The 22,568-nt window shown below is 43.2% G+C and carries 20 protein-coding genes and 1 pseudogene; 4 read left to right on the top strand and 17 right to left on the bottom strand.

Going from position 1 to position 22,568, the window contains the following annotated elements; all coding sequences use genetic code 11:
- Nucleotides 1-127: 127 nt before the first annotated feature.
- The 8 genes and pseudogenes from AB4298_RS00360 to AB4298_RS00330 form a co-directional block, all read right to left on the bottom strand.
- Nucleotides 128-769 carry a hypothetical protein gene (locus AB4298_RS00360; protein WP_248999343.1) on the bottom strand — a complete coding sequence of 214 codons (642 nt, stop codon included), beginning with the start codon at nt 767-769 and terminating at the stop codon, nt 128-130.
- A gap of 260 nt (nt 770-1,029) precedes the next feature.
- Nucleotides 1,030-1,824: a hypothetical protein gene (locus AB4298_RS00355; protein WP_371985368.1), complete on the bottom strand. Its 795-nt coding sequence runs from the start codon at nt 1,822-1,824 to the stop codon at nt 1,030-1,032.
- A gap of 265 nt (nt 1,825-2,089) precedes the next feature.
- The gene (locus tag AB4298_RS00350) at nt 2,090-2,626 is read right to left on the bottom strand and encodes a phosphatase PAP2 family protein (RefSeq protein ID WP_248999341.1); all 537 of its coding nucleotides are present in this window, start codon (nt 2,624-2,626) and stop codon (nt 2,090-2,092) included.
- Between the two features lie 256 nt (nt 2,627-2,882).
- On the bottom strand, nt 2,883-4,061 hold the full coding sequence (locus AB4298_RS00345; RefSeq protein WP_248999340.1) for a C45 family autoproteolytic acyltransferase/hydrolase: 1,179 nt from the start codon (nt 4,059-4,061) through the stop codon (nt 2,883-2,885).
- Between the two features lie 424 nt (nt 4,062-4,485).
- A pseudogene (locus tag AB4298_RS21360) lies at nt 4,486-4,581 on the bottom strand (peptidylprolyl isomerase); the annotation flags it as partial.
- 42 nt (nt 4,582-4,623) lie between these two features.
- Nucleotides 4,624-4,902, bottom strand: a complete 279-nt coding sequence (gene ppiC, locus AB4298_RS00340; RefSeq protein WP_248999339.1) for a peptidylprolyl isomerase PpiC — start codon at nt 4,900-4,902, stop codon at nt 4,624-4,626.
- A gap of 110 nt (nt 4,903-5,012) precedes the next feature.
- Entirely contained in the window at nt 5,013-6,557 is a 1,545-nt protein-coding gene (locus tag AB4298_RS00335; protein ID WP_371985367.1) for an arylsulfatase, read from the bottom strand.
- 50 nt (nt 6,558-6,607) lie between these two features.
- The gene (locus tag AB4298_RS00330) at nt 6,608-8,371 is read right to left on the bottom strand and encodes an N-acyl-D-amino-acid deacylase family protein (protein ID WP_371985366.1); all 1,764 of its coding nucleotides are present in this window, start codon (nt 8,369-8,371) and stop codon (nt 6,608-6,610) included.
- 168 nt (nt 8,372-8,539) lie between these two features.
- Between AB4298_RS00330 and AB4298_RS00325 the strand changes: the two genes are divergently transcribed.
- Together AB4298_RS00325 and AB4298_RS00320 are read left to right on the top strand one after the other, a co-directional pair.
- Complete coding sequence (locus AB4298_RS00325; protein ID WP_371985365.1) at nt 8,540-9,550, top strand: AraC family transcriptional regulator; 1,011 nt, start codon at nt 8,540-8,542, stop codon at nt 9,548-9,550.
- A 44-nt stretch (nt 9,551-9,594) separates the two neighbouring features.
- Complete coding sequence (locus tag AB4298_RS00320) at nt 9,595-10,374, top strand: CLCA_X family protein (RefSeq protein ID WP_248999335.1); 780 nt, start codon at nt 9,595-9,597, stop codon at nt 10,372-10,374.
- A 70-nt stretch (nt 10,375-10,444) separates the two neighbouring features.
- On the opposite strand, the gene pyrC is transcribed toward AB4298_RS00320, so the two are convergent.
- Nucleotides 10,445-11,482, bottom strand: a complete 1,038-nt coding sequence (pyrC, locus tag AB4298_RS00315) for a dihydroorotase (RefSeq protein WP_248999334.1) — start codon at nt 11,480-11,482, stop codon at nt 10,445-10,447.
- Nucleotides 11,483-11,679: 197 nt separating this feature from the next.
- Between pyrC and AB4298_RS00310 the strand changes: the two genes are divergently transcribed.
- Nucleotides 11,680-12,393: a pseudouridine synthase gene (locus AB4298_RS00310; protein ID WP_371985364.1), complete on the top strand. Its 714-nt coding sequence runs from the start codon at nt 11,680-11,682 to the stop codon at nt 12,391-12,393.
- A gap of 77 nt (nt 12,394-12,470) precedes the next feature.
- Here the strand turns inward: AB4298_RS00310 and AB4298_RS00305 are convergent, their stop codons facing one another.
- Together AB4298_RS00305 and AB4298_RS00300 are read right to left on the bottom strand one after the other, a co-directional pair.
- Nucleotides 12,471-14,648: a cation:dicarboxylate symporter family transporter gene (locus AB4298_RS00305; protein ID WP_371985363.1), complete on the bottom strand. Its 2,178-nt coding sequence runs from the start codon at nt 14,646-14,648 to the stop codon at nt 12,471-12,473.
- 133 nt (nt 14,649-14,781) lie between these two features.
- Nucleotides 14,782-15,699, bottom strand: a complete 918-nt coding sequence (locus tag AB4298_RS00300) for a LysR family transcriptional regulator (RefSeq protein WP_371985362.1) — start codon at nt 15,697-15,699, stop codon at nt 14,782-14,784.
- 194 nt (nt 15,700-15,893) lie between these two features.
- Here AB4298_RS00300 and AB4298_RS00295 point away from each other — a divergent pair, with 194 nt between their 5' ends.
- Nucleotides 15,894-16,418, top strand: coding sequence for an NADPH-dependent FMN reductase (locus AB4298_RS00295; RefSeq protein WP_248999330.1), 525 nt, complete (start codon nt 15,894-15,896; stop codon nt 16,416-16,418).
- Between the two features lie 82 nt (nt 16,419-16,500).
- Here the strand turns inward: AB4298_RS00295 and AB4298_RS00290 are convergent, their stop codons facing one another.
- The 6 genes from AB4298_RS00290 to AB4298_RS00265 all read right to left on the bottom strand — a co-directional run bounded on the left by AB4298_RS00290 (nt 16,501) and on the right by AB4298_RS00265 (nt 22,485).
- A complete protein-coding gene (locus AB4298_RS00290) occupies nt 16,501-18,129 on the bottom strand; it encodes a tetratricopeptide repeat-containing diguanylate cyclase (protein ID WP_371985361.1) in 1,629 nt (542 codons plus the stop codon).
- 187 nt (nt 18,130-18,316) lie between these two features.
- Entirely contained in the window at nt 18,317-18,592 is a 276-nt protein-coding gene (locus AB4298_RS00285) for a hypothetical protein (protein WP_371985360.1), read from the bottom strand.
- Nucleotides 18,593-18,767: 175 nt separating this feature from the next.
- Nucleotides 18,768-19,022 carry a hypothetical protein gene (locus AB4298_RS00280; RefSeq protein WP_371985359.1) on the bottom strand — a complete coding sequence of 85 codons (255 nt, stop codon included), beginning with the start codon at nt 19,020-19,022 and terminating at the stop codon, nt 18,768-18,770.
- 184 nt (nt 19,023-19,206) lie between these two features.
- Nucleotides 19,207-20,028 carry an SAM-dependent methyltransferase gene (locus tag AB4298_RS00275; RefSeq protein ID WP_371985358.1) on the bottom strand — a complete coding sequence of 274 codons (822 nt, stop codon included), beginning with the start codon at nt 20,026-20,028 and terminating at the stop codon, nt 19,207-19,209.
- Nucleotides 20,029-20,090: 62 nt separating this feature from the next.
- Nucleotides 20,091-20,663 (bottom strand): GNAT family N-acetyltransferase, encoded by a 573-nt coding sequence (locus AB4298_RS00270; protein ID WP_371985357.1) that lies wholly within the window; start codon nt 20,661-20,663, stop codon nt 20,091-20,093.
- Between the two features lie 13 nt (nt 20,664-20,676).
- The gene (locus AB4298_RS00265) at nt 20,677-22,485 is read right to left on the bottom strand and encodes a pepsin/retropepsin-like aspartic protease family protein (protein ID WP_371985356.1); all 1,809 of its coding nucleotides are present in this window, start codon (nt 22,483-22,485) and stop codon (nt 20,677-20,679) included.
- Nucleotides 22,486-22,568 lie beyond the last annotated feature (83 nt).

The raw sequence follows: 22,568 nt of genomic DNA, 5'->3' as shown, positions 1-22,568 counted from the left end.
AGTGGCTATTTTGTTAGTGTAAGTCGTTTGTTTCTTGCTTGCTCTATCTTAGGCTTATAGCCTCAAACGCAGACCTTTTAGGCGACTTACACCGTAATAGAGATGCTCTTTAACAGGGAGCAATAAGTTAACCTCTACTTGCAACCCATTCCACCCAAGCTTTAATTTCTTTGGGGTTTCCATGTTCCTTAAACAGTTTTATGCAGGATTGAGGGCATCTTGTATCAAGCTCTGATTGGCACCATGCATCCAGTTTATAGTGACTTGAGAAACCATTTATCCAAGCGTCATAAACTTTGTCTAACTTTGCATAGAAATTGAAATCAATACGGCCTTTTTCAGCTAACCAAGGGTATCTAATGATTTTAATTCTAGTATTATCAATTACACTGTTAGCCATCTTCACCAGTAATTCAGCAAGTACCTCGGAACCAATGTCATGGATGGTTAAGGTTTCAATTGCGGTGATATCAGCCCCAACCAAATTAATCACACGATTACTGAGTTGTGTCGTGTCGATAGTTTGGATCATTTCATAACCCAGAGTATCGAGTAGTCGGTACAATTCAAGATTCCATTCATTCTCACTGAAATCACCGTTTTTAATCGCCTGTTGCAGCTCTTTGCTCTTCTCTGATTGAATAAGCAAATGTTTTTGTAAATTAGGGTACTGTTTAAGTGCTTGAGGTGGAACTTGAGATATCAACTCAAAAAGTTTCGATTGATCGGTTATTAGATCGGCGAATTCTAATTTTGCTTCTGGTGTCATGTCTATTTCTCTAGCTATGCTTTTACATTACCTGCCACTATACACTAGCGAATACCTTAGTGATTATTTTATGTTCACAGTGATTTTTTTGTAAGTTACTAGTTTTTAGGCATTAACGGTGTCTTAAAATCCACTATAGGCCTGCACTAAAGCGTTTTTTCACCAGCCTAGTAGGCGGGTGACTGAGTGGGAAGAATATTTGTGAATGGTAATTTTAAGCTCTGCTAAAAGTCAGGGCTTACACTACTGGTAAGTGATAATTAGAAATAATAAGAAGCTGTCACTTCGAATAAGTGGTCCTTATCAATACCAATAGTTTTATTACTAATGAACTTTATCCTAGCGTTATTGCGGGTGTATGTGTGCGAAGCTTCAATCCACCATTGACCAGCTTGGTCTAATGACATTCCGTAACCCGTTTTTATTTTGAATGTGTCTACTTTAGCTGCTGCACCTTTTGTTGTGCTTGGTGTTAAATCTGCACGCTGGAACTGTGGTTGGACGATAATGTAACTTGAATTATTGATTTCGTAGCTCGTAAATATGTTAGTTTGAAAACCACACAATTTAACTTTTTTGCCATCATTACCAGTTGCTTGACCGGCAACATAGGCAACATTGGGATAAACTGACAATTTTTCAGTTAACGAGTATTTATTAATTATTCCCACTGCAACAGTATCAGTACCGAATGCGTCGGGGTCCTGAGAGCTCATTTTCCATGATTTTTTGTAATCAACAGAAAAACCAATTTGGTCGGCAAAAGCAGTATTAAGGTCAAAAACTTGAAAGTAACGAATTCGTGTATCTTGAGCTTTACGGCCTTTATTAGTTTCGGTTTGATGTTCAATCAAACCAATGAAGTTATTTCCTTTAGCGTAAGAACCCGCGATCCCTCCCATTACTGAAATGTCTTTGTTATTGTTAGCGGAGCCACTAATAAATGAATTCACTTGAGTTAAATCACTTGGTGACACTTTTTCAGTCGCCGATACAGATAGTGAAGCACTCATCAGTATTAAAGATACAGCCTGTGTGATTTTTGACGTTCGCATAATATGGTCCTAATCATGTTTTGGGATATCGGTTTTAAGGTGTAAAAATTAGCAAGCACTTCAACGAGGCACTTTTTTATCATTCAATAGATTCAATAGATTCAATAGATTCAATAGATTCAATTGAGTTATGATTTCTTTCGGCGTTTTTCAGATGTTTCGATGCTGATGAAAGCCGTGTTTACTCGTTATTAGCAATCGTTCTAGTGAACATTTAGCATCAAAAAGTCTTCAATAATTAGGGCTAGAAAAGTGGGTTTTGATATTAAAACCTGTAGCTGACTAGGATCCCTTGAGCATCTTTTCCCATCATTGTCGGGGCAATGATCAAATTAGGATCTTGGTACTGGCTAGTAACGAAGTAACTGACTGTGTACGCTAAGCAGGCGCCGATAATGACATCTGACTTCCAATGTTTGTTTGCTTTTACTCTTGAATAAGCAACACCAGTAGCAGCGATATAAGCTGGCAGACCGTATTTGAATCCGTAGCGATGGTCTAAGAAAGCGGCACCGCTGAATGCCGCAGCTGTGTGCCCACTTGGAAAACTTCTAGCACCACCGCAGGGGCGAGTAACATTAGTAATTGATTTGGTTACTTCAGTTATTCCTTGTGTGTATACAACGGTTTTACCTAGCTGCCACATGCCCTCGGTATCGTCTTTCATCCAAGCGACGAATAATGCTGTTGCTGGAATTGCAATTTGAGCGTAATCGCCATAGGTGCGCCAATCACTATCAAAGCTTTCAGCGTGACTATTGAATGAAAATAGAAGTGTTAACGCGAGCAATAATTTTTTCATTAGATTTTCCTCTACAGAATTTATAAGCTTTTTTGCAAAGCGTTGAGTGACCTTATAAAGCTACGATTACTCACAAATATGCTTGTTTATTTAGCAGTAAACTTAAATAGGTAACTGGGGTTTGTCCCGTCGTTAAGTCGATGTGTGTATGATAATAAGGAAGTGTATTACTAAGCTTTTACTGTTGTTTTAGTGATGAGTAGTAATGTGCAGCTATAAAAAAGGACCCCGTAGGGTCCTGATTAAATAAACTTATTCAGTAGTTCGTCATATGTACAACACCATGGTCAAAATCAGTCTTAAAATACACGTCGACTTTGTTTCCATTGATTTCGTAGTAAGTTGAAGTCACTGTTCCCATCAGTTCACCACGACCTTTCCAAATCGGCTTTGCTTCAAGTAAGTTACGAATCGCAGCTTCACTAGTATGAGCATTGGCTGTTTTCATGAATTGATTAGCAGCCTCTTGGCGGGCTAATGAAAAGGCAGCGAACTTATTATCAACAAAGTCTTTAGCTTCATATAGAGAATGGTTTGCATGAGCTATCCAAGGTCCTTCACTTACATGAACTTTGCCGCTGTAGGTGTTTTCGATATTCATCGCAGGTTTATTTGCACTGGCAATGGTATAGGTAAAGAAAGCGGTGTATTCGTCGAATTTTTTGAACGTATCTACCACATCAGCATAAGACTGGGCATTGTAAACATCCCAGCTCAGATGATACGAAGGCGTCGCAGTATCCGTTATTATCTCGCCATTCGCGTGCTGTCTCGCGGTTCCTTCATCAGCCATAGTGTTCATGGTCATGACCTGAGCGCCTTTAGTGACGCCTCCAAAAGGTATCAATCCAGCCCAGGTTTGAATTAATCGAGTCTTGCCATCTACATCGGTATGTTTGAGCATAATAAGCCCTTCATAATTGATACCCATATAGTCAAAATTACTTGCAGCCCAAGCTTTATCGCCATCTGCCGCAATAGCGATTGAAGTGCACTTTGCTGGCGCGGCGGCTTGGTGGGTTTTTTCTGTAGCAAGAAAGCCCATACCACCACTGCGCTGTGACTCGAGAATCGCTTCATCGGACATACCAACAGCTAATAACAAGTTCGGATCACGATTGAGTGATTCCGCAAGGCCTGTAATATAAGCCGCTGCATCAGGAGAGCTTTTTTGCAGTTTTCCGTAGACGTCTTGGCCATCAAACCCTTTCGATAATGCAATGACATTAAGACCTGGAAGCATGACACCTAAGGTCTCATTGAAACGTTCAATTCCATCTAGAATTTGTTTTTTAGCCACAACACCTACATGTTTACCAAGTTCGTAAGAGGAGCCTGAAAATTGTACTTCTGCAATTTGGTCAGTGTGTTGGATAAGCTGAGCGTGAGCAGAGCAAGTAAACAACATAGATAAAGCAATAATAGATTTCTTCATAGCTACCTCTGTAAAATCATTTGTTTAGTGTTTTTCGTGTAACCACACGAAGTGCTGCTGGCGCATTTATTTCAACAAAGGAATAAAGCGAATCAATGTTGATGTGTGTAGGGTACATAAGCATTGCACTACTAGTCTTTTTTACAGCTTTTAGTGAACTCTAGAAATCAGGGGGAACAAAAAAGGCATATCACTTAGATATGCCTTAGAAGGTATGTTGCGGTTATAACATATTGGTTTTATCTAACTCAATACTGCATTGTTAACCTATAAATATGCAGTCATTACTAGCGGTTTTACTGACTGGTTTATGTTCTGTACAACACCTTGATAAGGTGAACATTGCCAGTAACTTGGTTGGCTGATTTATATCCTGTAGAGGATCTTAGTTACGTAATCATTGCCAGTAACTTGGCGGGTTGGTTTATGTTCTGTACAAAATCTTAATCACATGCCAGCCGAACTTAGTCTTAACTAAGTGCGGCGTGATTAACTCGCCACTGAAACATACTTTATCAAATTCTTGTGGGTATACCCATTTGGCCTTTCAATATTATTTAGCCTAAGTGCGATACAAAACCTTAATCACATGCCAGCCGAACTTAGTCTTAACTAAGTGCGGCGTGATTAACTCACCTGAGAAGCAAACTTTATCAAATTGCGGCACCATCTGCCCTTTCTTAAATTCGCCTAAACTGCCACCTTTTTTGCCCGATGGGCAAGTTGAGTGCTTCTTAGCAAGTACGTCGAATTTCGCGCCCTTATTCAGTTGCTTGATGATATCTTCAGCAAGTGTTTGGTGCTTAACTAATATGTGTAATGCTGCTGCGGTGCGCGCCATTTAAAGGCCTATAGAGTTTTAAACTAATTGGCGCAATTATACCGTCTATTGGCGGTAATAGGCTAGGGCGTCTCAACCGCTAGCCTAAAGACGGTGTTATCAGTATGGCTTTACCGCGATTTGGGTTGTTTAGAAATATTGACTAAGTCTTGCATATCAATATCAACGGTAAAGCTGCCGGGGACTTGCCTTGGTGGAAATTCTTTAAAGGTTGCCAACATTTGCTTGACCTTAATTTGTGCTGGGATCACTACAAATGCACGCTTATACCACCAGTCATCATAGCCAAAGCCTTGATCGCCTTTTTCATAAGGATCGATAGCTAAATCAAACAGTTTAGGCACTCTTAAGGTTTTTTGGGGTTGAGTCCAGACTGCAATACCTTTGCTTTCTTGGATCTTAAAATGAAATTTCCAGCGCCCATCACGCATGGCGAGCAGTTCACCATCATCAGACCAATAGAAAAACTGTTGCCGTGGGCTTTCATCGGTTTTATGGCTTAGGTAATCAACCATATTATACCCGTCTAGATGGTTACGATATTGCTTGCCATTGCTGGCTTTATAACCCGAGAGCAATTGGCTTTTAATATTGCTATTACCTGCAATGCTCATCAATGTTGGAAACCAGTCTGCAGATGAAACAATGCCATTGAACTTTGAATTAGGCTTAATATGATTAGGCCATTTTATAAACGCAGGCACTCTAAACCCACCTTCCCAACCAGTATTTTTCTCACCTCTAAAGGGGCTGGTGGCGGCATCAGGCCAAGTGGCGTTCATCGGGCCGTTGTCCGTGGTGTAAATCACCACGGTATTGTCTTCAATATTGAGTTGTTTTAGCTTTGCCAGTAATAGGCCGATATGGTTATCGTGCTCAACCATGCCGTCGGCATAATCCCCTAAACCGGTAACACCAGAGTTCTTGTCACTGACATGGGTGTAGTTGTGCATGCGAGTGGTGTTGTACCACAAGAAAAACGGCTTGTTTTTGTTAACTTGCCGGCTGATAAAGTCATTGGCTGCAGCTAAGGCTTCATCATCAACGGTTTCCATGCGTTTGCTAGTGAGTGGCCCAGTATCTTCAATTTTACCGTCGGCATAAGAATGAATCACGCCTCGTGGACCAAAGCGCTTTTTAAACGCTGCTGACTTTGGGTAGTCGGCATTTTCAGGTTCTTCCTCGGCGTTTAGGTGGTAAAGATTACCCATAAACTCATCAAAACCATGCTTAGTCGGTAGCATGTCATCGCGATCGCCTAAGTGATTTTTACCAAATTGTCCGGTTGCGTAACCGAGATCTTTTAATGTCTGTGCCAAGGTTATATCCTGCGGCTGTATGCCTTGGCTTGCTCCTGGCAATCCGACTTTGCTTAAGCCGGTGCGCACCGGCATTTGCCCGGTAATAAATGCAGAGCGTCCTGCGGTACATGACTGCTCAGCATAATAGGAGGTCAACATTGCGCCCTCATTAGCAATGCTGTCGATATTAGGTGTTTGATAGCCAAGCATGCCGTTGTTGTATGCCGAGATATTGCCATAGCCAATATCATCACCAAATATCACCACAATGTTAGGTTTATTGGCGGCATAAGCACTTATCGGAATAAGGCATAAGCATAGCCCAGCAACTAAATTAGTTATTGTTTTTATCATCTTAAATATCCGTATTATTAATCGATTTGCTCTTTCTAAAAATGGCCAAGTTAGTGCGCTGGAATATAAGTACCGAAGTTCATACTCCTGCCAAGTTCGGGATTAATTTGATCATGCTCGCAGGCGAGGTTTCCATTAATAAATACTTGTTCGACTAATCCTGGATTACGATTAACAAGGCGTTGTAAGCCAAAGTTTTCCATTTCAGCCCAGCTTACCTGTTCAAGATCTTGATTAAATTTAGAGGGGTTTAGCACCACGATATCGGCTCTATCGCCGACACGAATTCGGCCTGCATCGATATTGAACCACTGTGCTTGATCGCCCGTCATACGGAACACAGCCTGTTCCATTGTCATCATCGCTTGGCTGTTTTTAGTTTGTTGGTTTTGGCTTTCATCAATACTTTCACTGACAAGCTTTAGCATGCGTAGCGGCAAGTTATAAAACGCCATATTGCGGATATGCGCACCGGCATCACTGAAGGTAATTAAAGACTTTTTATCTTTAACCATGTTTTTTAGAATGTGTTTACGGTGGTTTGCAACCGTGGTGTACCAACGTAAATCAGTGCCATATTGCACCACTAAGTCGAGGAACAAATCGACCACATGGATCTGTTTGCTCTCGGCAACATCTGCGAAGTTTTTGCCGACAATAGATTGATCAGGACATTCAAGGATAATGGCATCACCAAAGTCGCGCTGCCATACCCGAGGGCTGAGCTTTTCGCCATAGAACTTTCTAAAGTCACGACGGTAGGTTTCGTCTTTTAATAGCTCGTTGCGAGCTATTTTATCTTTTAAGTCGAGTGCTAGTTCACCTGCGCCAAACTCTTCAAAAAACACCACATCAATACCATCGGCATAAACGGTAAAAGGCGTAGGCAACACCTGCCAACGAAAATCACCATTGAGGAAGTTGGTAACTCTGGCGGCAAGATTGGTGATTTTACTTAGGTAGACACTGCCTTTTAGATCCATGCGGCTAATCAGTGTGGTTTTAAGGCGTTTTTTAAATATACCCATACATTCGCGCATATACTGGTTTATTTGCAGTATTGCCGCGGCATTAGGCGCACCTTGATGCACTCGGTCATATTCACGCACTAAGTTGTTCAGCCGCGATACTTCTTTCCACTTAGCGTAGGTGCTCGGTAAGCTTTTTGACCATTCGCGGTCGCCATCAATTTTGTCCCACTTTAGGCACATGGTCGATAAGCCTAAAAAGCCGACTTCTAATGATTCTTTGAGCAGGCTTTCCATTTTGCGCATTTCGGTTTCGGTGGGAGTGACGTTTAGATCGGTTGCGCGGCTTAAGCCCATAACGCCGACACGTAAATCACTGTGACCAAGCATGCTGACAACGTTTGGGCCTAAAGGATGTTGGTGAGCAAATTCGACCCACTGCTTAGGCGTACTCCATGTTTTATGTTGCTTTAAAATAGGCAGTACTTTTTCGCGGGGGACAGTTTCAACGCGGGTGAAAATATCAGAAGCGTCTTCATATTCACTGCAGATCATGCTTAACGAGCAACTACCAACAAGCACCGTAGTTACGCCGTGGCGCACCGATTCTGACAGGCTAGGGCTAACAATTAGCTCTGCATCATAATGGGTATGCGTGTCGATAAAGCCCGGCATCACCCATTTTTGTTGAGCATCGATAATGTGGTTACAGTCTGTTTCATCAATTGCTTGGCTTGAGACTTTTGCGATTCTACCGTTTTTTATGGCAATATTTTGAATCGACGAGTCAGCGCCCGTGCCGTCAAAGTATCGACCTCCTTTAATGATGGTATCGTATGCAGACATAGAAACTCCCCTCCATATTGTTAATCGTTTTTATTATGTTTATCGATTCGACATTTTTAGATTAAGGCTTGTCTAATTTTCATTCTTGTCATTTGGTGACAAATTGGCGATTATCTAAACACCATAATTGACTTAAGCTGAGACAGGGATGCAAAGAAAGGGGTTTTGATGAAGCAAGATTACTTAATTCGCAGTGCATCTTTGTTGGGTTTTAATAGCTTGGTCTGTGAGCTTGGCGGTGATACTCAAGGTCTATTGGCACAGTGCGATTTACAACCGCAAGATCTGAGTAATCCCGACAATATGATTGCCTTTGCTAGCATGATTAACCTACTTGAATTAGCATCGACAGAGCTTAATTGCCAAGACTTTGGCCTACGTTTGGCTGCAAAGCAGGGATTGGAGATGCTTGGGGCTGTGGGCCTTATTATTCAGGCGAGTCATACGGTTGGAGAGGCGCTAGTCAATGCACAGCGTTATATGATGCTGCATAGCCATGGTGAATATTGGGTGTTACGCAAATTCGAGCAGTCGATATTGATTGAGCGTTATCAAATTTATCAAGATATTAGCCATGCTAAGCAATATAAGGAGTTGTCGTTTGGAGTGTGTGCAGGCTTAGTCAAAACCTTGATAGGGAAAACACTTAAACTCGACAGGTTAGAATTTGCTCATACCGCCATTTCAGATAGTCATGTTTACCGCAAATACTTTGAGTGTCCGGTGGTATTTAACCAAGAAAACGATCGCTTAATTATCCATTCAAGCTATCTTACCCAGCCGTTGCAACGTATTTCAGATCAAGATAAAAAGCAGATTAAGTCATATTTAGAGATACTTATCAGCCAGTTTGGTGATGATATTGAACGTAAGGTTAAGACGTTAATTTTACAAACAATGGGCTTGCACGATACCAATATTGATCTTGTAGCAACTATGCTCAATATGAATCGTCGAACTTTACAACGGCGGTTGGCAAAACAAGGTTTAACCTTTAAAAAATTATTAGCCGATGTGAGAATGAGCACGGCTTGCTGGCATTTACAATCGAGTCAGCTAGATATCACCTTGTTGTCAGAAGTGTTAGGCTACAGCGATGTAAGCGCGTTTAGTAAAGCCTTTAAGCAATTCGCGGGGATTTCGCCGTTAAAGTGGCGTAAATCAGCACAAGCTTCGTAAGAGTAACTATTCTAGTCAAACCGCAAAGTTCGCAGGAAGGATCAGTGTTAAAGTCTAAAGCCTATCGCCGCATTGGCCCCGATTACCGTTTCGACGAACAAGTCAGCTTTGTCGATATAAAGCAGGTGTTTGGTCTTGGGCATATTCGTTTAGGTAAATGGGTCGAAAACGAAGAGCGTGATAAAGCCGCTAACTTAATTTTTGACTCGTTAGCCGATTTAGCTTTTATCTTAAAATTACCGCCTAAAGCATTGGGTTTACGCGAAACGCTAAATCTAGCGTTTGGCAGTGGTGGTCAAAAAGGTGTGCAAGCGCATTATGCGCCGCATAAGCGCGAGCTAGCGTTAGCTAAAAATGCCGGAGCGGGCGCGCTGGCCCACGAGTTTTGGCACGCGTTTGATCATTACATTGCACCAAAGTCCTATCGCACTTCACCTAGTGGCACCTCCTTTGCGAGTCATAGTTGGCTTGCCGATGTAAAACCGATAAAACATCCGTTAAATCAGCGATTAGAGCAGGTATTTGAAATCGCGTTGCTAAATGAAAACGGTGAAGATGGCCATGATTATGTTAATCGGGCGATAGCATTGGATAAACAACATAATAGCCAGTACTTTTCACGGCCTACCGAATTAATGGCACGCGCCTTTGAATCGTGTATCGAATCTTACCCCGATATCACTAACCCCTATTTAGTGGATGAAACTCTAAAATCACCGCTATTTGATGCGGGCGGCTACCCAACACTTGAACATAGAGCGCAGATCTTTGAGGCCTTGATAAATTATTTTGAGCCTCTTGGCGATGCGCTTGGGCGAGAGTAGAAAATAGTTATTTTAAACCATTAAAAAGCCCGCATGTGCGGGCTTTTTAGTTAATACAGGTTTTCAACGCCTAAGCTGTTTTCACTTTCCAGTTCACTTCTTCACCGGCAAAGAAAGGCACAATCGGGCTACCGTTTGGCAAGATGATCTCGCTTGGTACTGTCCACTTTTCTTTCACTAGCGTCACAGTGCTGGTGTTGCGCGGCAGGCCGTAAAAATCAGGGCCGTGCTTGCTGGCAAAGCCTTCAAGCTTATCGAGAGCGCCTAGGTCATCAAATACCTGTGCGTAAAGCTCTAGTGCACTCCATGCGCTGTAACAACCGGCGCAACCACAAGCTGACTCTTTGCGATGTTTCTCGTGCGGCGCCGAATCAGTGCCTAAGAAGAACTTGCTCGACCCCGTTGCTACTGCAGCACGCAGTGCTTCTTGGTGGGTGCTGCGCTTAAGTACTGGTAAACAGAAGTTATGTGGGCGCACACCGCCAACAAGCAGGTCATTACGGTTAAGCAGTAAATGCTGTGGGGTAATAGTCGCTGCGACGTTGTCAGCCGCTTCCATAACAAAGTCAGCCGCATCTTTGGTAGTTATGTGCTCAAAAACCACTTTCAATGTTGGGAAAGACGCCACAATACGCGCTAGGTAGCGTTCAATAAACATGGCTTCACGGTCGAAAATATCGATGTGAGATTCAGTAACCTCACCGTGAACCAACAGCAACATACCGTGCTTAGCCATGGCTTCAAATACAGGGAATAGCGAATCAAGCGCTTTAACTGCTGCATCAGAGTTAGTGGTTGCACCCGCGGGGTAAAGCTTAGCAGCAACAACGCCAGCCGCTTTAGCATCAATGATGTCTTGCTCTGTGGTGTTGTTGGTTAAGAAAATTGTCATTAGCGGTTCAAAAGTCGAACCTGCTGGGCGCGCCGCTAAAATACGCTCACGATACTCGGTTACCATTTTGGCATTGGTAACAGGTGGCAATAGGTTTGGCATTACGATTGCGCGTTGGAACAAGCGAGCCGTTGCTGGAACGGTTTCTTGCAGCATATCGCCATCGCGAAAATGAAGGTGCCAATCGTCAGGAGTAAGTAGGGTGATTTGCGTCATTGTAGGTTCCTAAGCGTTTACGACAAAATACGTCAGCTTTTTATAAGCTTTTACTTAGGGCGCTATTGTGCCTGAAATCGCCGGCGCTTAATAGCTGAAGATGCATAAGACACAATATATCAACGCCTAACAATACCATTTATGTTATTTTGCTGATTGTAACCGCCCACTGATAGTAATAAGTAGTTAAAAGAGACATGCGTTTAGACAAGTTTATCTGTAAAAGTACTGCACTTAATCGTGCCCAGTCGAGTGAATGTATCCTAGCGGGGCAAATCAGCGTCAATGGCAATACGGTTACTGATGTCGGCTTTCAAGTGCATGAGACTAATTGTATAACCCTAGATGGGAAAAAGCTGATTGCGCGGCCGTCGCGTTACATTATGCTGCATAAACCTATGAATATGCTGAGCTCCAACGTTGATGGTGATTACCCAAGCCTATTTAACTGCATTGAGCTTGAACGCGTTGAAGACTTACATATTGTCGGCAGACTCGATGCCGATACCACTGGTTTAGTGCTGTTGACCGACGATGGTCGTTGGTCATTTGATATTATTCGCCCAGACAAAAAGTGCGACAAGACCTACCGAGTAACGCTGCGAGACCCCATCACCGCTGATAACTCGGCTGAAGTCATTGCAAGATTTTCCCAAGGCTTACAACTACAAAACGAAAAGGCATTAACTCAGCCCGCTAAACTTGAGCTGGTGACGCCCACAGAGGCGTTATTAACCATCACCGAAGGTAAATATCACCAAGTAAAACGCATGTTTGCCGCGATTGGTAACAGAGTTAATGGTTTGCACCGCGAGCAAATAGGCGCGTTAAAGCTTGATGTTGCAGTGGGGCAGTGGCGTCACTTAACCGCAGATGAAGTGGCATTGTTAGCAACGCCAACGCCAACTTAAGTATCGCCATGACAATAAACAACGCCCGCTAATAAGCGGGCGTTTTGCTAGTAGAGCAATCGATGAGTAGATAAGGCTTAATCGACCCAGTGCAGCACATTGCGGATAATCGACCAGCGCGGCTCTACTTTTTCTGCGCCTTTACCAAGCATCCAGTAATCGTAAATCTGCTCTTGGGTGCCATCGACTTTGCGCAGGCGTTGCCAGTTATTGATGTAGTTAAGCAGCGACTGGTTCGATTGCGCCACCGCGTAAGCCACCGGGTAATGTGATTTGTTTTCCAGCAGCGCAATACCGTAACCCGGGAAGAACAAGGTCCAAGCTGAGCCCGCTTGTGCGCTAATCACCACCGCATCGTACTTATGTTTTTTCTGTCTGAAAAAGTCTTTATAGCCCTCGATTTTTACGAACTTGATATTGGGTGCCATTTTCTTCGCTTCTTCAATGGCATCACCATGTTCAACATAGGCAATCGTCATGCCCTGCATCTCTTTTATGCTGTCATTGGTTTTAAACTCGTTTACCAAGTGGTCGCGAGTGGCAATGGCAATATTAAGCTCAAGCACCGGATTGGCATAACTGAGGGCGTCCATTTGCTCTATGTCCATAGCCAAGCCAGACATGGCAATATCAAAGAACCCCGCCTTGAGCGATGCGGCTAATTTATCTTTCTTAAAGGGAATAAACTCAATTTTAACTTTTAAGTCTTCAGCCAGTTTATTCGCCATCGCGGTATCAAAACCAACTAATTGGCCTGCGTTATTGTAGTAACTAAACGGCACATTACTCGGGATATAACCGACTCTTAATGTGCCTGCATCGCGAATGGCCTGCACGCTGCGTATTGGCGTACTTGGCGTTTTACCCACAACAGGAAACTGCTTGTTTACTTTAGTGGGCACTTTGTCAGCCACCTGCATATTGGCGATTACGCCACTGGTGATCTCAGGGCTATGGATAAACATGCCCATAGCAATGCGGCAAACCAAGATAGTGGCGATTACGCTAGCGCCAATGCCAATACTCATTTTCAGCAGTTGTGGCGGGCGCAGTTTAAGCGACTTTTGAAATAAAGAGGCAGTAAGTAGGGTGAGTACAAACAGGTTCATTACCGCCGCAATAGAGGTGAATTTACCTGTAATAAAGCCCGACATTACAAATAACTGGAACAGATCAGCAGGCAGTTTTACCAGATCCAGCATAAATGGAATCGCCACATAGACACTGCCAAATAAGGCCAACAAGCCACTAATTGATAGCGATGGAATACTGCTAATATCCACCGGTGTGCCGTTAAACCAGCCAGCAAAATACACAAATAATATGACGGTTAACTTACCGATATTCGGGAAGGTAAACGCAATGGGAACCAGAATTTCAATTAAGGTGGCGCCATCTTCACAAAGGTCATCATGCTCGCGCATCACCTGCTTACACTCTTCAACAATCACCGGAATAACAATAAAAATGTTACCCGTGGCAAAGGCGGTCACTAAGCTAGATTTAGAAATGCGCAGTGCTTGGGCAAAAGTTATCGGAGTCAACGAGGCCACAATCCAGGGCAGTACCCAAAAAGTCAGCAGTAAGCATAGTACAAAATAGCTGATTAGATACACTTGCATACTGGCAAATTCATCAACGCCCATGGTGCCTGCGGCAGACGCTGACATGGCGAAAATACCAATCGGTAGAATTTTAACTAAGCCTTGAGTAATGCGCGAGAAGATCTCCGAACTGGTATGCATAAAGGTTAGTATTTGTTGTTTATGCTCGCCCTGCATGCCTATAAGCGCAAGGCCCATAGCGATGCTAAACACCACCATGGCTGGTACATAGCCGTCAGCCATTGACTCAAACGGATTTGACGGAATATACAGCTTAAAGTAATCAATCGGGGTGATGGGCTCAATGCTACTAGTACTAAAGAAAGAGGCTGACTCAACGATAGGGAATGACAACGGCATAAGAGCAACCATCACCATTGCCAATAACCACAGCAGTAACATTATCAAACCAGCTCGGCTAAATATTAGTTTAGCGGTGCTTTTTTGCAGTTTACCAATACCGCCAACCAGCGATACCACAATATAAGGCAGCACTGTCATCTGCATCAGCAAAATCACACTCGTACCAATAGTGCCCATCCAACTCACTGATTCACCAAAGAACAAGCCGACGCCAAAACCAACAAGCATGGCCACTATCATCTGGGTCGAGCTGGTCATCGCAAGAACTTTTTTAAGCACAGGTTCCATCCTAATTTATGTGTTTTGTTGAATAAGCAGCCTTGGCTTTGATGAATAACAAGTCAGCAGGAGACATAGGCTTGTCTTATTATAAGTTCGCTAACCATTAACTTTAAAGTGATATCGTTAAAAATTCAGCATGTTAATTAACATTGCTCCGTTTGCCACCAAGCCGTTCGGCGGCTAAATCAATAAAGGCTCGGACTTTAGGCGACAAGTGTTTACGGCTTGGATAAACCACGTAAACGTCAATTTCGGTATTGGGGCAGCTCTCAAATAGTATTTCTAAGCGGTTATCGTTAAGTGCCTCTTCCATGTAAAAGCTGGGGAGGCGGGCAATACCATGGCCGGCTAACACCATAGCCAATTGCATATGTCCGTTATTGCAGAGTATTTTTTGGCGTACATCAACAAAGAACGGCTTGCCGTCAGTATCAATATAGTCCCAGCGACTAGGCTGCTTTAAATTGGAATAACAAATGCCGTTATGAGTGGCTAGCTCTCTAGGGTGATGTGGCTTACCGTGGCGCGAAATATACTCTTTCGAGGCGACCGTATAAGCCTTACTGCTATATATTTTACGGCAGATAAGGCTCGACTCCTCGAGGTGGGCTGAGGCGCGTATCGCTATGTCGTAACCATCGGCAATCACATCTGTGCGCTGATCGCTAAGCTCAAGCTCTAAGCTAACATTAGGGTAACGATTAATGTATTCAGAGATAATATCCTGCAGATGGTTTTGGGCAAAGCCCACCGGACAACTGAGCTTTAACACCCCCTTAGGGCTAACATTGTCTTGGGTAATTAAGCCTACTGCCAGTTCAGCGTCGCTAATAAGTTGCAAGCACTGTTGATAATAGGCCTCGCCCTCAGGGGTTAAGCCTATCGAGCGGGTAGTGCGGTTAAGTAAACGCACGCCAAGGCGAGTCTCCAGTTTATTGACCTCTTTGCTCACATAAGAGGTGGAGTGACCAAGAGCCTCTGCCGCGGCAGAAAAACCGCCACTTTTCACCACCTGTGCAAAAATCACTATGCCATCAAATAGTTTATTTATTGTCACCAATGCCACCTATTAACAGTTGTATGGAAATAGTTATTATCTTTTTAGGTTATTAATCTTTATTCGTCACCAATATACACTGCTCTACATCGAGTTGTCGCTCAAAAGTTAATCTTTAGCTTGCAGCAGAGTACGGCAATTGAACCTAATATCTTTGCAGGCTTTACCTGTAATAACAGTATAGAGAGACCATTATGAAACTATTAGCTTTTGCAGCCAGCAGCAGTACTAAATCAATCAACAAGCAACTTGCCGCTTATGCTGCGTCACAAGTTGCCGGAGCAGACGTTGAAATCCTCGATATCAACGATTACGAAATGCCACTCTTTAGCCAAGACCGTGAAGAAGAGTTAGGCCAGCCTGAGCAAGCACAAAAGTTTTTTGCCAAGTTGGGTGAAGCAGATGCGATTATTATTTCGTTTGCCGAGCATAACGGTTCATACACGGCGGCTTACAAGAACTTGTTTGACTGGACATCACGTATCGACATGAAAGTGTTCCAAAACAAGCCAATGGTGCTACTAGCAACTTCGCCAGGCCCTGGCGGCGCGGCAACAGTATTAGCTGCTGCAGCTGGTTCAGCGCCATATTTTGCCGCCGATGTAAAAGCGACCCTGTCTATTCCAAGCTTTTTCGATAACTTCGATATGGAAACACAGGCGCTACGTAACCCAGAGTTACAATCAGCACTGCTTGGAGCACTAAGCAATTTGAAATAGCGCTAAAGCGTTAAGTAAATAATAAGCCTGACATCATGTCAGGCTTATTATTTTATCAGCAGTTTCCGTCTTAGGATAAGCGTTACACTCTTGCCTCAGTGGCTTGGCTGCTCATGGCACTGTTAGCCTGTTTATTGCGCTTAAACTCGGCAATACCATCTGAGAATATGGTTACTCGATTGCGACCAGTCTTTTTCGATACATACATAGCATGGTCACTATCGGCTATCATTTTATCTAGGTTTGTTCCCGACAAGCTAAAGTCTGTTACTCCAAAGCTGGCGCTAATTGCAAACTCAAAGCCTGAGCCTGCGCTGTCTATGGCGGCAATTAACTTACGGTACTCTTCTGCCAATTGCGCGGCGGTATTAACGTCACAACTCGGTAAGAAAATACAAAACTCTTCGCCGCCAAGGCGGGCAAACAGGTCGCTTTTGCGGCTGTGGGCTTGGCAGACTTGAGCGACTTGTTTTAACACCCAATCTCCCGTCGCGTGGCCGTATGTGTCATTAATGCTTTTAAACTTATCTAAATCAAACAAAATACAGCTGGCGGCTTGTTGATTCTTGCTGCAATAGTCAATGGCATTTAATGCCTGTTGAGTAAAGTGACCGCGGTTATGTACCTTAGTCAGCGCATCATACTCCGCCAGCAATTTTAAACGCTTTTGTGTGGTACGTGATTTATACACCATGCCAGCTAATAACAGTATCGACACAAATAGTAGCGAAATAAACAAGCGGTTATTTTCGGTTTCACTGCGGCTCAGTTTTTGCTCCAAGCGCAGTAAACGGTTTTGGTCATCTAAAAGCTTTATCTGGTTTTTTTGCTCAGTCGCCTGATGCTGCGCAAGCTGAAATGCTAAATGCTTGGTTTTAACTTCATCTAAATAGGCTTTATCGGCAGCGGCATACTCTTGATGATATGCCAAGGCTTGCTGGTGCTCACCACGAGATTCAGCAATTTGAAATAGGATGTTATAAGCGGTGACTGACGATTCAGAAGTACCAATATTTTTTGCGTGTGCAACAGCTTTGCTTGAGTGCTCTTCAGCAATATCTATTTGTTTAGATAGGTAATAGCTTTTAGCAAGTAAGGCATGATAAATCGCCAGAAAAGGCGCGTATTTTGTGGCTGCTAATGATTCAAGCTGCTTTTCTAGCGTGGCGATTGCTTGTAGTGGTTGGTTGTTATCTAAATGCAGTTCAGCTAAATAGCTATAAATGGCGCTTTCCATCACCACTTCGTTGCTCTGCTGGCATGCTTGCAGACCTTGGGCTATTTGCGGTGAGTCTTCACTGAGCTGCCCCAGTTTGAATTGGGATTCTAATTTTAAGTTGTGAGCGATGCAGAGGTTGCGGCCTTGTGGATTTTCACTTAATAGCCGTTTGGAGAACTTAAGTCCTAGTTCATATTGCCCTAGTTGGTTGTAGAAAATAGCTGCAATAGCAAACGTTCGTTCATGCAGGCTGCTATCTGCAATCGTAGGTAAGCTATTTAATGCGCTAGAGAGATGAGATAATCCATCAGGCCAATTTTTTGATATAGCATATGTATTCACTATCGAAAGAGTTGCTTTGAGCTTAATTTGCTCGCCGGCTTCAGAGTTCAAGAGCTGTTTATAAATCTTTAGAGCTTCGTTGAACTTGCCTTTGAAAGATAAGCTATATGCTCTTAAATATTTTAAATGGTATTTCTGCTGCTTAGACATAAGTTGCTCATGTCTGTTCAACTCCTCAATCACCTCAATAAACTTTAACGGATTCTGGCTTCTAACTTCATTTGCTGCGGTAAATAATCGTGAGAGTTCATCGTTTGGAATAGCCCAGCAATGGCTAACAAATAGATAGCTAACGAGACAAATAAATTTGCCTCGCTTTATTAAATTGCTAATTACATTAAGCATTCGCAATAAGCTTTATATCATCAGCATCTTCTGCTGGTGACTCTTCTGATTCATCTTGTTTAGGTTCATCTTCAGCAGGGAAGAAAATACATACCACGTCCGGGCATATATCTAATTGTTTTTTTAATTCAACCAGCTCACTTTTACGAAGATATTGCTTAGTGTTTTCATCTAAATTGCTTTCATTGATAGCAATTTGCTGTTGTTCAAAGCTTTGCAAGCTTGCATCTTGGCCCATGCGTTCCAGCAGTTGAATGATGTTTGACATACTATTTCCTTGTTGATGTCTTGTTGTAATTAACTTCTTGTTTATCTTGTTATGTCAGCTTGTCTATCACTGGTTATAACCCTCTTAAAACAGAGGGCTTGAGTGTTAGCTTCAGTATTTTTTAGGGCTGATGCTAGTGCAACTTTTAGCGATTTAGCAGGCTAGAATTTGCTGTTTACGCAACAATACTAAAGGGCGTCGATTCAGAGTCTGTATCGTCATCATCATCTTCTTCGTGGGCAAGCAAAATACAAACAACATCTGGGCAGACATCTAGCTCGCGCTTAAGGCTAATATCATCTTTGTTGATTAGCGCTTGTTTTAATGATTCAGTTAGTGCTGATTCGGCAATCGCTTGCTCAAAGTTAGTTTCTGTTTGCAGACTTGCATCTTGCCCCATACGTTCCAGCAGTTGAATGATGTTTGACATACTATTTCCTTGTTGATTGTCGTTTATGGTTTTCTATTTTTCTATTTCTTAGGGAGGATTTACCTGCTTAATCTAGGCTTATCCGTTAGCTTTTGTTAAATCTTCTTTTTATCCACTTTCTGCATTTACTTGATTCAGCTACTGCTTCATTTACTTGATTCAGCTACTGCTTCATTTACTTTATTCAACTATTTACTTCAGAAAGTGCGCCACTTTGTTGTGCTAGCAGCTGGGCTTCTACTTGCGCTAGGCGGTCTAATACTGCTTGATTGGGTTGCATCTTTTGGCTTGGCGGAATAACCAGTGTGGTGTGCATGTAAATATCGGCATCGGCTAGTTCTGCTAAGGTGAGGGTTTGCTTACGCACTGTGTCTATAGGCAGTACGGCGGCTTCATATAAAATCACTTGATGCTCAAGTGGGTAGTCTTTACTGAGAAGTTCAATCAGTACTTGGCGGTGCGCCGCCCCCGTAGCAAACTTAGTTAGGCTCTTATCACCAGCTAGGCCTATTTGCCACAGCACTAGATAACATGAGGGGTCAAAGCGGCGTTGGTAGAACATAAACTGACTGGCTTCAAACTGCTGGCAACCATATTGTCCGGGGTCGATGCCCAAATCGGCAATTAGGCAGTCTTCTGCTGATATGCCCGGCACCATGACAGCGTGAAAACCCTCAGCCTTGGCTATTTCGATTGATTTATGTGGTGCGTGGGCGAATACCCCTGGATGACCATAAAATGCACCGACGACTTTTTTGCCGGCGCGCACTTCGGTCATAATCGCATCGACCATTTCACGGTAGGTAATATGGCGAGATTTTCCGGGCTGATAAAAGCCTTGTAGCGAGCGCACGTCGGGGTGCATCTCTTGCAGCCAGAGTTCAACTATGCCGTTAGACATGCCAGAAAATACCACATCAGCCTGTTCAATATAGCTTTTTGCTAACGGGCAAATATGAGCCCCTAAAGTCATTCCTATTCCAACACAAGCTAAACTACCTGACATTTATTCTTCTCTATTATGTGTCTGATGAGTAGGCTATTAAATTAACAGTTATCAAAATGTTTTTAAACTGTTACTTGTTTTTCGGGCTCTGCGTAACAAAATATAATATCGCTTTTGGCCTTACTGAGTTCGTTTTCAATTTCAGGAAAAGTAAAGCCAAGCTTTTTTACAAATCTCTGGGTCGCCAGATTGGCTTTTGTGTAATGGGCGGTTATTTTTGTAAGGCTTAAATAGCTAAAGGCGTATTCCACTAGGGCTCCCATAGCTTCCTCAGGAAAGAGCTTGCCATTGGCTTTTGGCAAAAGCATGAAACCGATATCAGCTTCCATGTGATTGTACTTGTTCTTCCAAGTCAGCCCTTGAATACCAATAGCTTGTTGTGTGGAAGTTTCAATAATGGTCCAACTCATTAACTTGGGTTTATGGCTGCTTTGCAACTTTATTGCTCGCTCAAATGCAGTATTTGCCTGCTCAATACTTAATGGAGGGCTAATGTTGCGCATAACTTTTTCACAGCAATAGAGTCGTTGATACAAACTTCTATCGTGAATGTTGATTGGACGACAAGATAGACGTGATGTTTGAAAGCTATGGTTATTATTAATGGATACTAATTGGGTTTGTCTAGGAGACATCTTTTAATCCTAATTAACGCTGTTTAGCAAAGTGGATAACGCCGGTTTGATGGGCGGAGCGGTCGAAAATCACGTAGTGATCATTCATTAGCGGTAAACCAAGTAGCGACTGATTGGGCCACCCTGCAAGCTGTGACAATATCTTAAAACAGGCCTTGCCCTTGGCTGGAGTGTTGGTTTGCCAGTAGTGCTCGGGCTTTATGTGAATGCTGACTTTTTCTGGGCTATTTTGCTTGTTGTCACTGCTATGGTCACGACTACTTATACTGCTATGGCCACAGCTATTTTTATTGGTATTTTTACTGGTATTGCCACTGCTGCTATGAGTGTGTTGGCTATGGTGATTGCGTTCGCCGACAAAATGCAAGGTGAGCGTGGGCCATTCATCAAGGTTTAACTGGCTCATGTCGATACCTTGATACTGCATGGCGATATCGCTAAAGGGCTTTATCAGTGCTGCAAATTTGGGGTTTAGCGCGCTGAAGTGTTCCACCATGGCGTTGTATAAATGCTTGGTAAACACTATGCCTGACACTCCTGTGTCGATAATAGCGTTACTGCGACCACGTAGTTGTTTGTTCATGCCGATGGCTGAGAGTAGGGCGTGGTCATGGTTTGCTTGGCTTGCTAGATGCTCAGGGCTTTCTATTGGCTCAAGGCTTTCTGCAGGCTCAGGGCTTTCATTTAGCTCAAGGCTGTTATCTGGGTCAAGGCTGTCATCTCGCTTAATACTTTCGGTAGGCTCAAGGCTGTTCTCTATCTCCTCGGTGAGTAGGCTGTCGATTTCGGTTTGGTCGCCAACTTGGATAGAGATGAGGTTAACGTTGTAATACTTGTCTTCTACCACAGAGATAGTGGTGAACTCGCCTTGATAAAGCTCAATATGTTCTTCGCCGCCACCAATAATTAACCAGCCCTGATTGAGCGGGTCTTGGTTTAACTGTGCGAAGTGCGCTTGTTGTGCTGTCTTATCTGTTTTTTCAGCTTTATCGGCACTCTTTATTGCACTAAAGGTGGCTGCGCTAATATCGGTAGAAAAGTGTACGCTTGAGCGGCGGCTGTAAAAAGCAAACTTATTGGCGGTTAAGCCATGCTGGGTGAGCTCAGTAAAGTAGGGAATAATATCTTGAGTGGGCTGCTGTTTTAAAAAGGCTTTAAACTGACGTAAATCGTGGCTGGTAAAGCGATTATCGCAATCTTGCTCAGAGTGAGCCGCCTTGTTTTCGACTTGGTTTTCTATTTGGTTTGCATTTAAATGGGCGTGATAATCATTACTGCAAATACTAATTTCATCGTCAAATGGCCAAGGGTAGGTGAGCGCTGGTTTGATATTGTATTTGTCAAAATAGTCTTTGAGATTGTAGCTTTTGTTTAGCTGATGGTAAGCAAGACCGAGTATGCCGTCGGCGTGTAAAAATGTGCCCTCTTGTTTAATCGACGACACTATCGCCACCGGACAATCGTTAAGTACTATGGGCGCGTGGGCATCAGGATTTGGCTCTAACTGATAACCGTCGCTTAGGTTGAAATCGATATCTTCTTCTCTGAGTCCGACTCGGGTATGCACTACAGGGCCGTCCCAGCCGCCCGCACCATACAAGACTTCTTGAGCAAAGCTGGTGGCCACTAAGCTAGTGTCTTGCTCGTCGTCATAATCACTGTCGCTCACCACTAAGGTGCTACTGCCCGTATCAATAATCAGATTTGCTGGGGTTTTATTGGCGCCAAATCTAAGCTGGGCGCAGTAGCCGCCCATTGCATAAACATTGGTTATCGGTACTTTTAAAGTGCGTGGAGTGATTAATGGTGTGTTATCTGACATTGATTGCGCCTGATTGTTATTGTTCTTAAAGCTTGCAAGCTAACGAGATAAAGCTGCTTTGATAGCGAAAATCACAATAGCAG

It is taken from the genome of Shewanella sp. 10N.261.52.F9 (assembly GCF_041471165.1).
In the GTDB taxonomy this organism is placed as follows: Bacteria; Pseudomonadota; Gammaproteobacteria; order Enterobacterales; family Shewanellaceae; genus Shewanella; species Shewanella marinintestina.
This window is presented reverse-complemented; position numbering and strand designations above follow the sequence as displayed.

Bases quoted from the DNA above. Each gene is read 5' to 3' on its own strand.
- AB4298_RS00275 (WP_371985358.1), bottom strand. From the start codon at position 20,028: ATGTCAGGTAGTTTAGCTTGTGTTGGAATAGGAATGACTTTAGGGGCT.
- AB4298_RS00290 (WP_371985361.1), bottom strand. From the start codon at position 18,129: ATGTCTAAGCAGCAGAAATACCATTTAAAATATTTAAGAGCATATAGC.
- pyrC (WP_248999334.1), bottom strand. From the start codon at position 11,482: ATGACGCAAATCACCCTACTTACTCCTGACGATTGGCACCTTCATTTT.
- AB4298_RS00355 (WP_371985368.1), bottom strand. From the start codon at position 1,824: ATGCGAACGTCAAAAATCACACAGGCTGTATCTTTAATACTGATGAGT.
- AB4298_RS00335 (WP_371985367.1), bottom strand. From the start codon at position 6,557: ATGATAAAAACAATAACTAATTTAGTTGCTGGGCTATGCTTATGCCTT.
- AB4298_RS00265 (WP_371985356.1), bottom strand. From the start codon at position 22,485: ATGTCAGATAACACACCATTAATCACTCCACGCACTTTAAAAGTACCG.
- AB4298_RS00295 (WP_248999330.1), top strand. From the start codon at position 15,894: ATGAAACTATTAGCTTTTGCAGCCAGCAGCAGTACTAAATCAATCAAC.
- AB4298_RS00345 (WP_248999340.1), bottom strand. From the start codon at position 4,061: ATGAAGAAATCTATTATTGCTTTATCTATGTTGTTTACTTGCTCTGCT.
- AB4298_RS00360 (WP_248999343.1), bottom strand. From the start codon at position 769: ATGACACCAGAAGCAAAATTAGAATTCGCCGATCTAATAACCGATCAA.
- AB4298_RS00310 (WP_371985364.1), top strand. From the start codon at position 11,680: ATGCGTTTAGACAAGTTTATCTGTAAAAGTACTGCACTTAATCGTGCC.
- AB4298_RS00280 (WP_371985359.1), bottom strand. From the start codon at position 19,022: ATGTCAAACATCATTCAACTGCTGGAACGTATGGGGCAAGATGCAAGT.
- ppiC (WP_248999339.1), bottom strand. From the start codon at position 4,902: ATGGCGCGCACCGCAGCAGCATTACACATATTAGTTAAGCACCAAACA.
- AB4298_RS00285 (WP_371985360.1), bottom strand. From the start codon at position 18,592: ATGTCAAACATCATTCAACTGCTGGAACGCATGGGCCAAGATGCAAGC.
- AB4298_RS00325 (WP_371985365.1), top strand. From the start codon at position 8,540: ATGAAGCAAGATTACTTAATTCGCAGTGCATCTTTGTTGGGTTTTAAT.
- AB4298_RS00305 (WP_371985363.1), bottom strand. From the start codon at position 14,648: ATGGAACCTGTGCTTAAAAAAGTTCTTGCGATGACCAGCTCGACCCAG.
- AB4298_RS00330 (WP_371985366.1), bottom strand. From the start codon at position 8,371: ATGTCTGCATACGATACCATCATTAAAGGAGGTCGATACTTTGACGGC.
- AB4298_RS00270 (WP_371985357.1), bottom strand. From the start codon at position 20,663: ATGTCTCCTAGACAAACCCAATTAGTATCCATTAATAATAACCATAGC.
- AB4298_RS00350 (WP_248999341.1), bottom strand. From the start codon at position 2,626: ATGAAAAAATTATTGCTCGCGTTAACACTTCTATTTTCATTCAATAGT.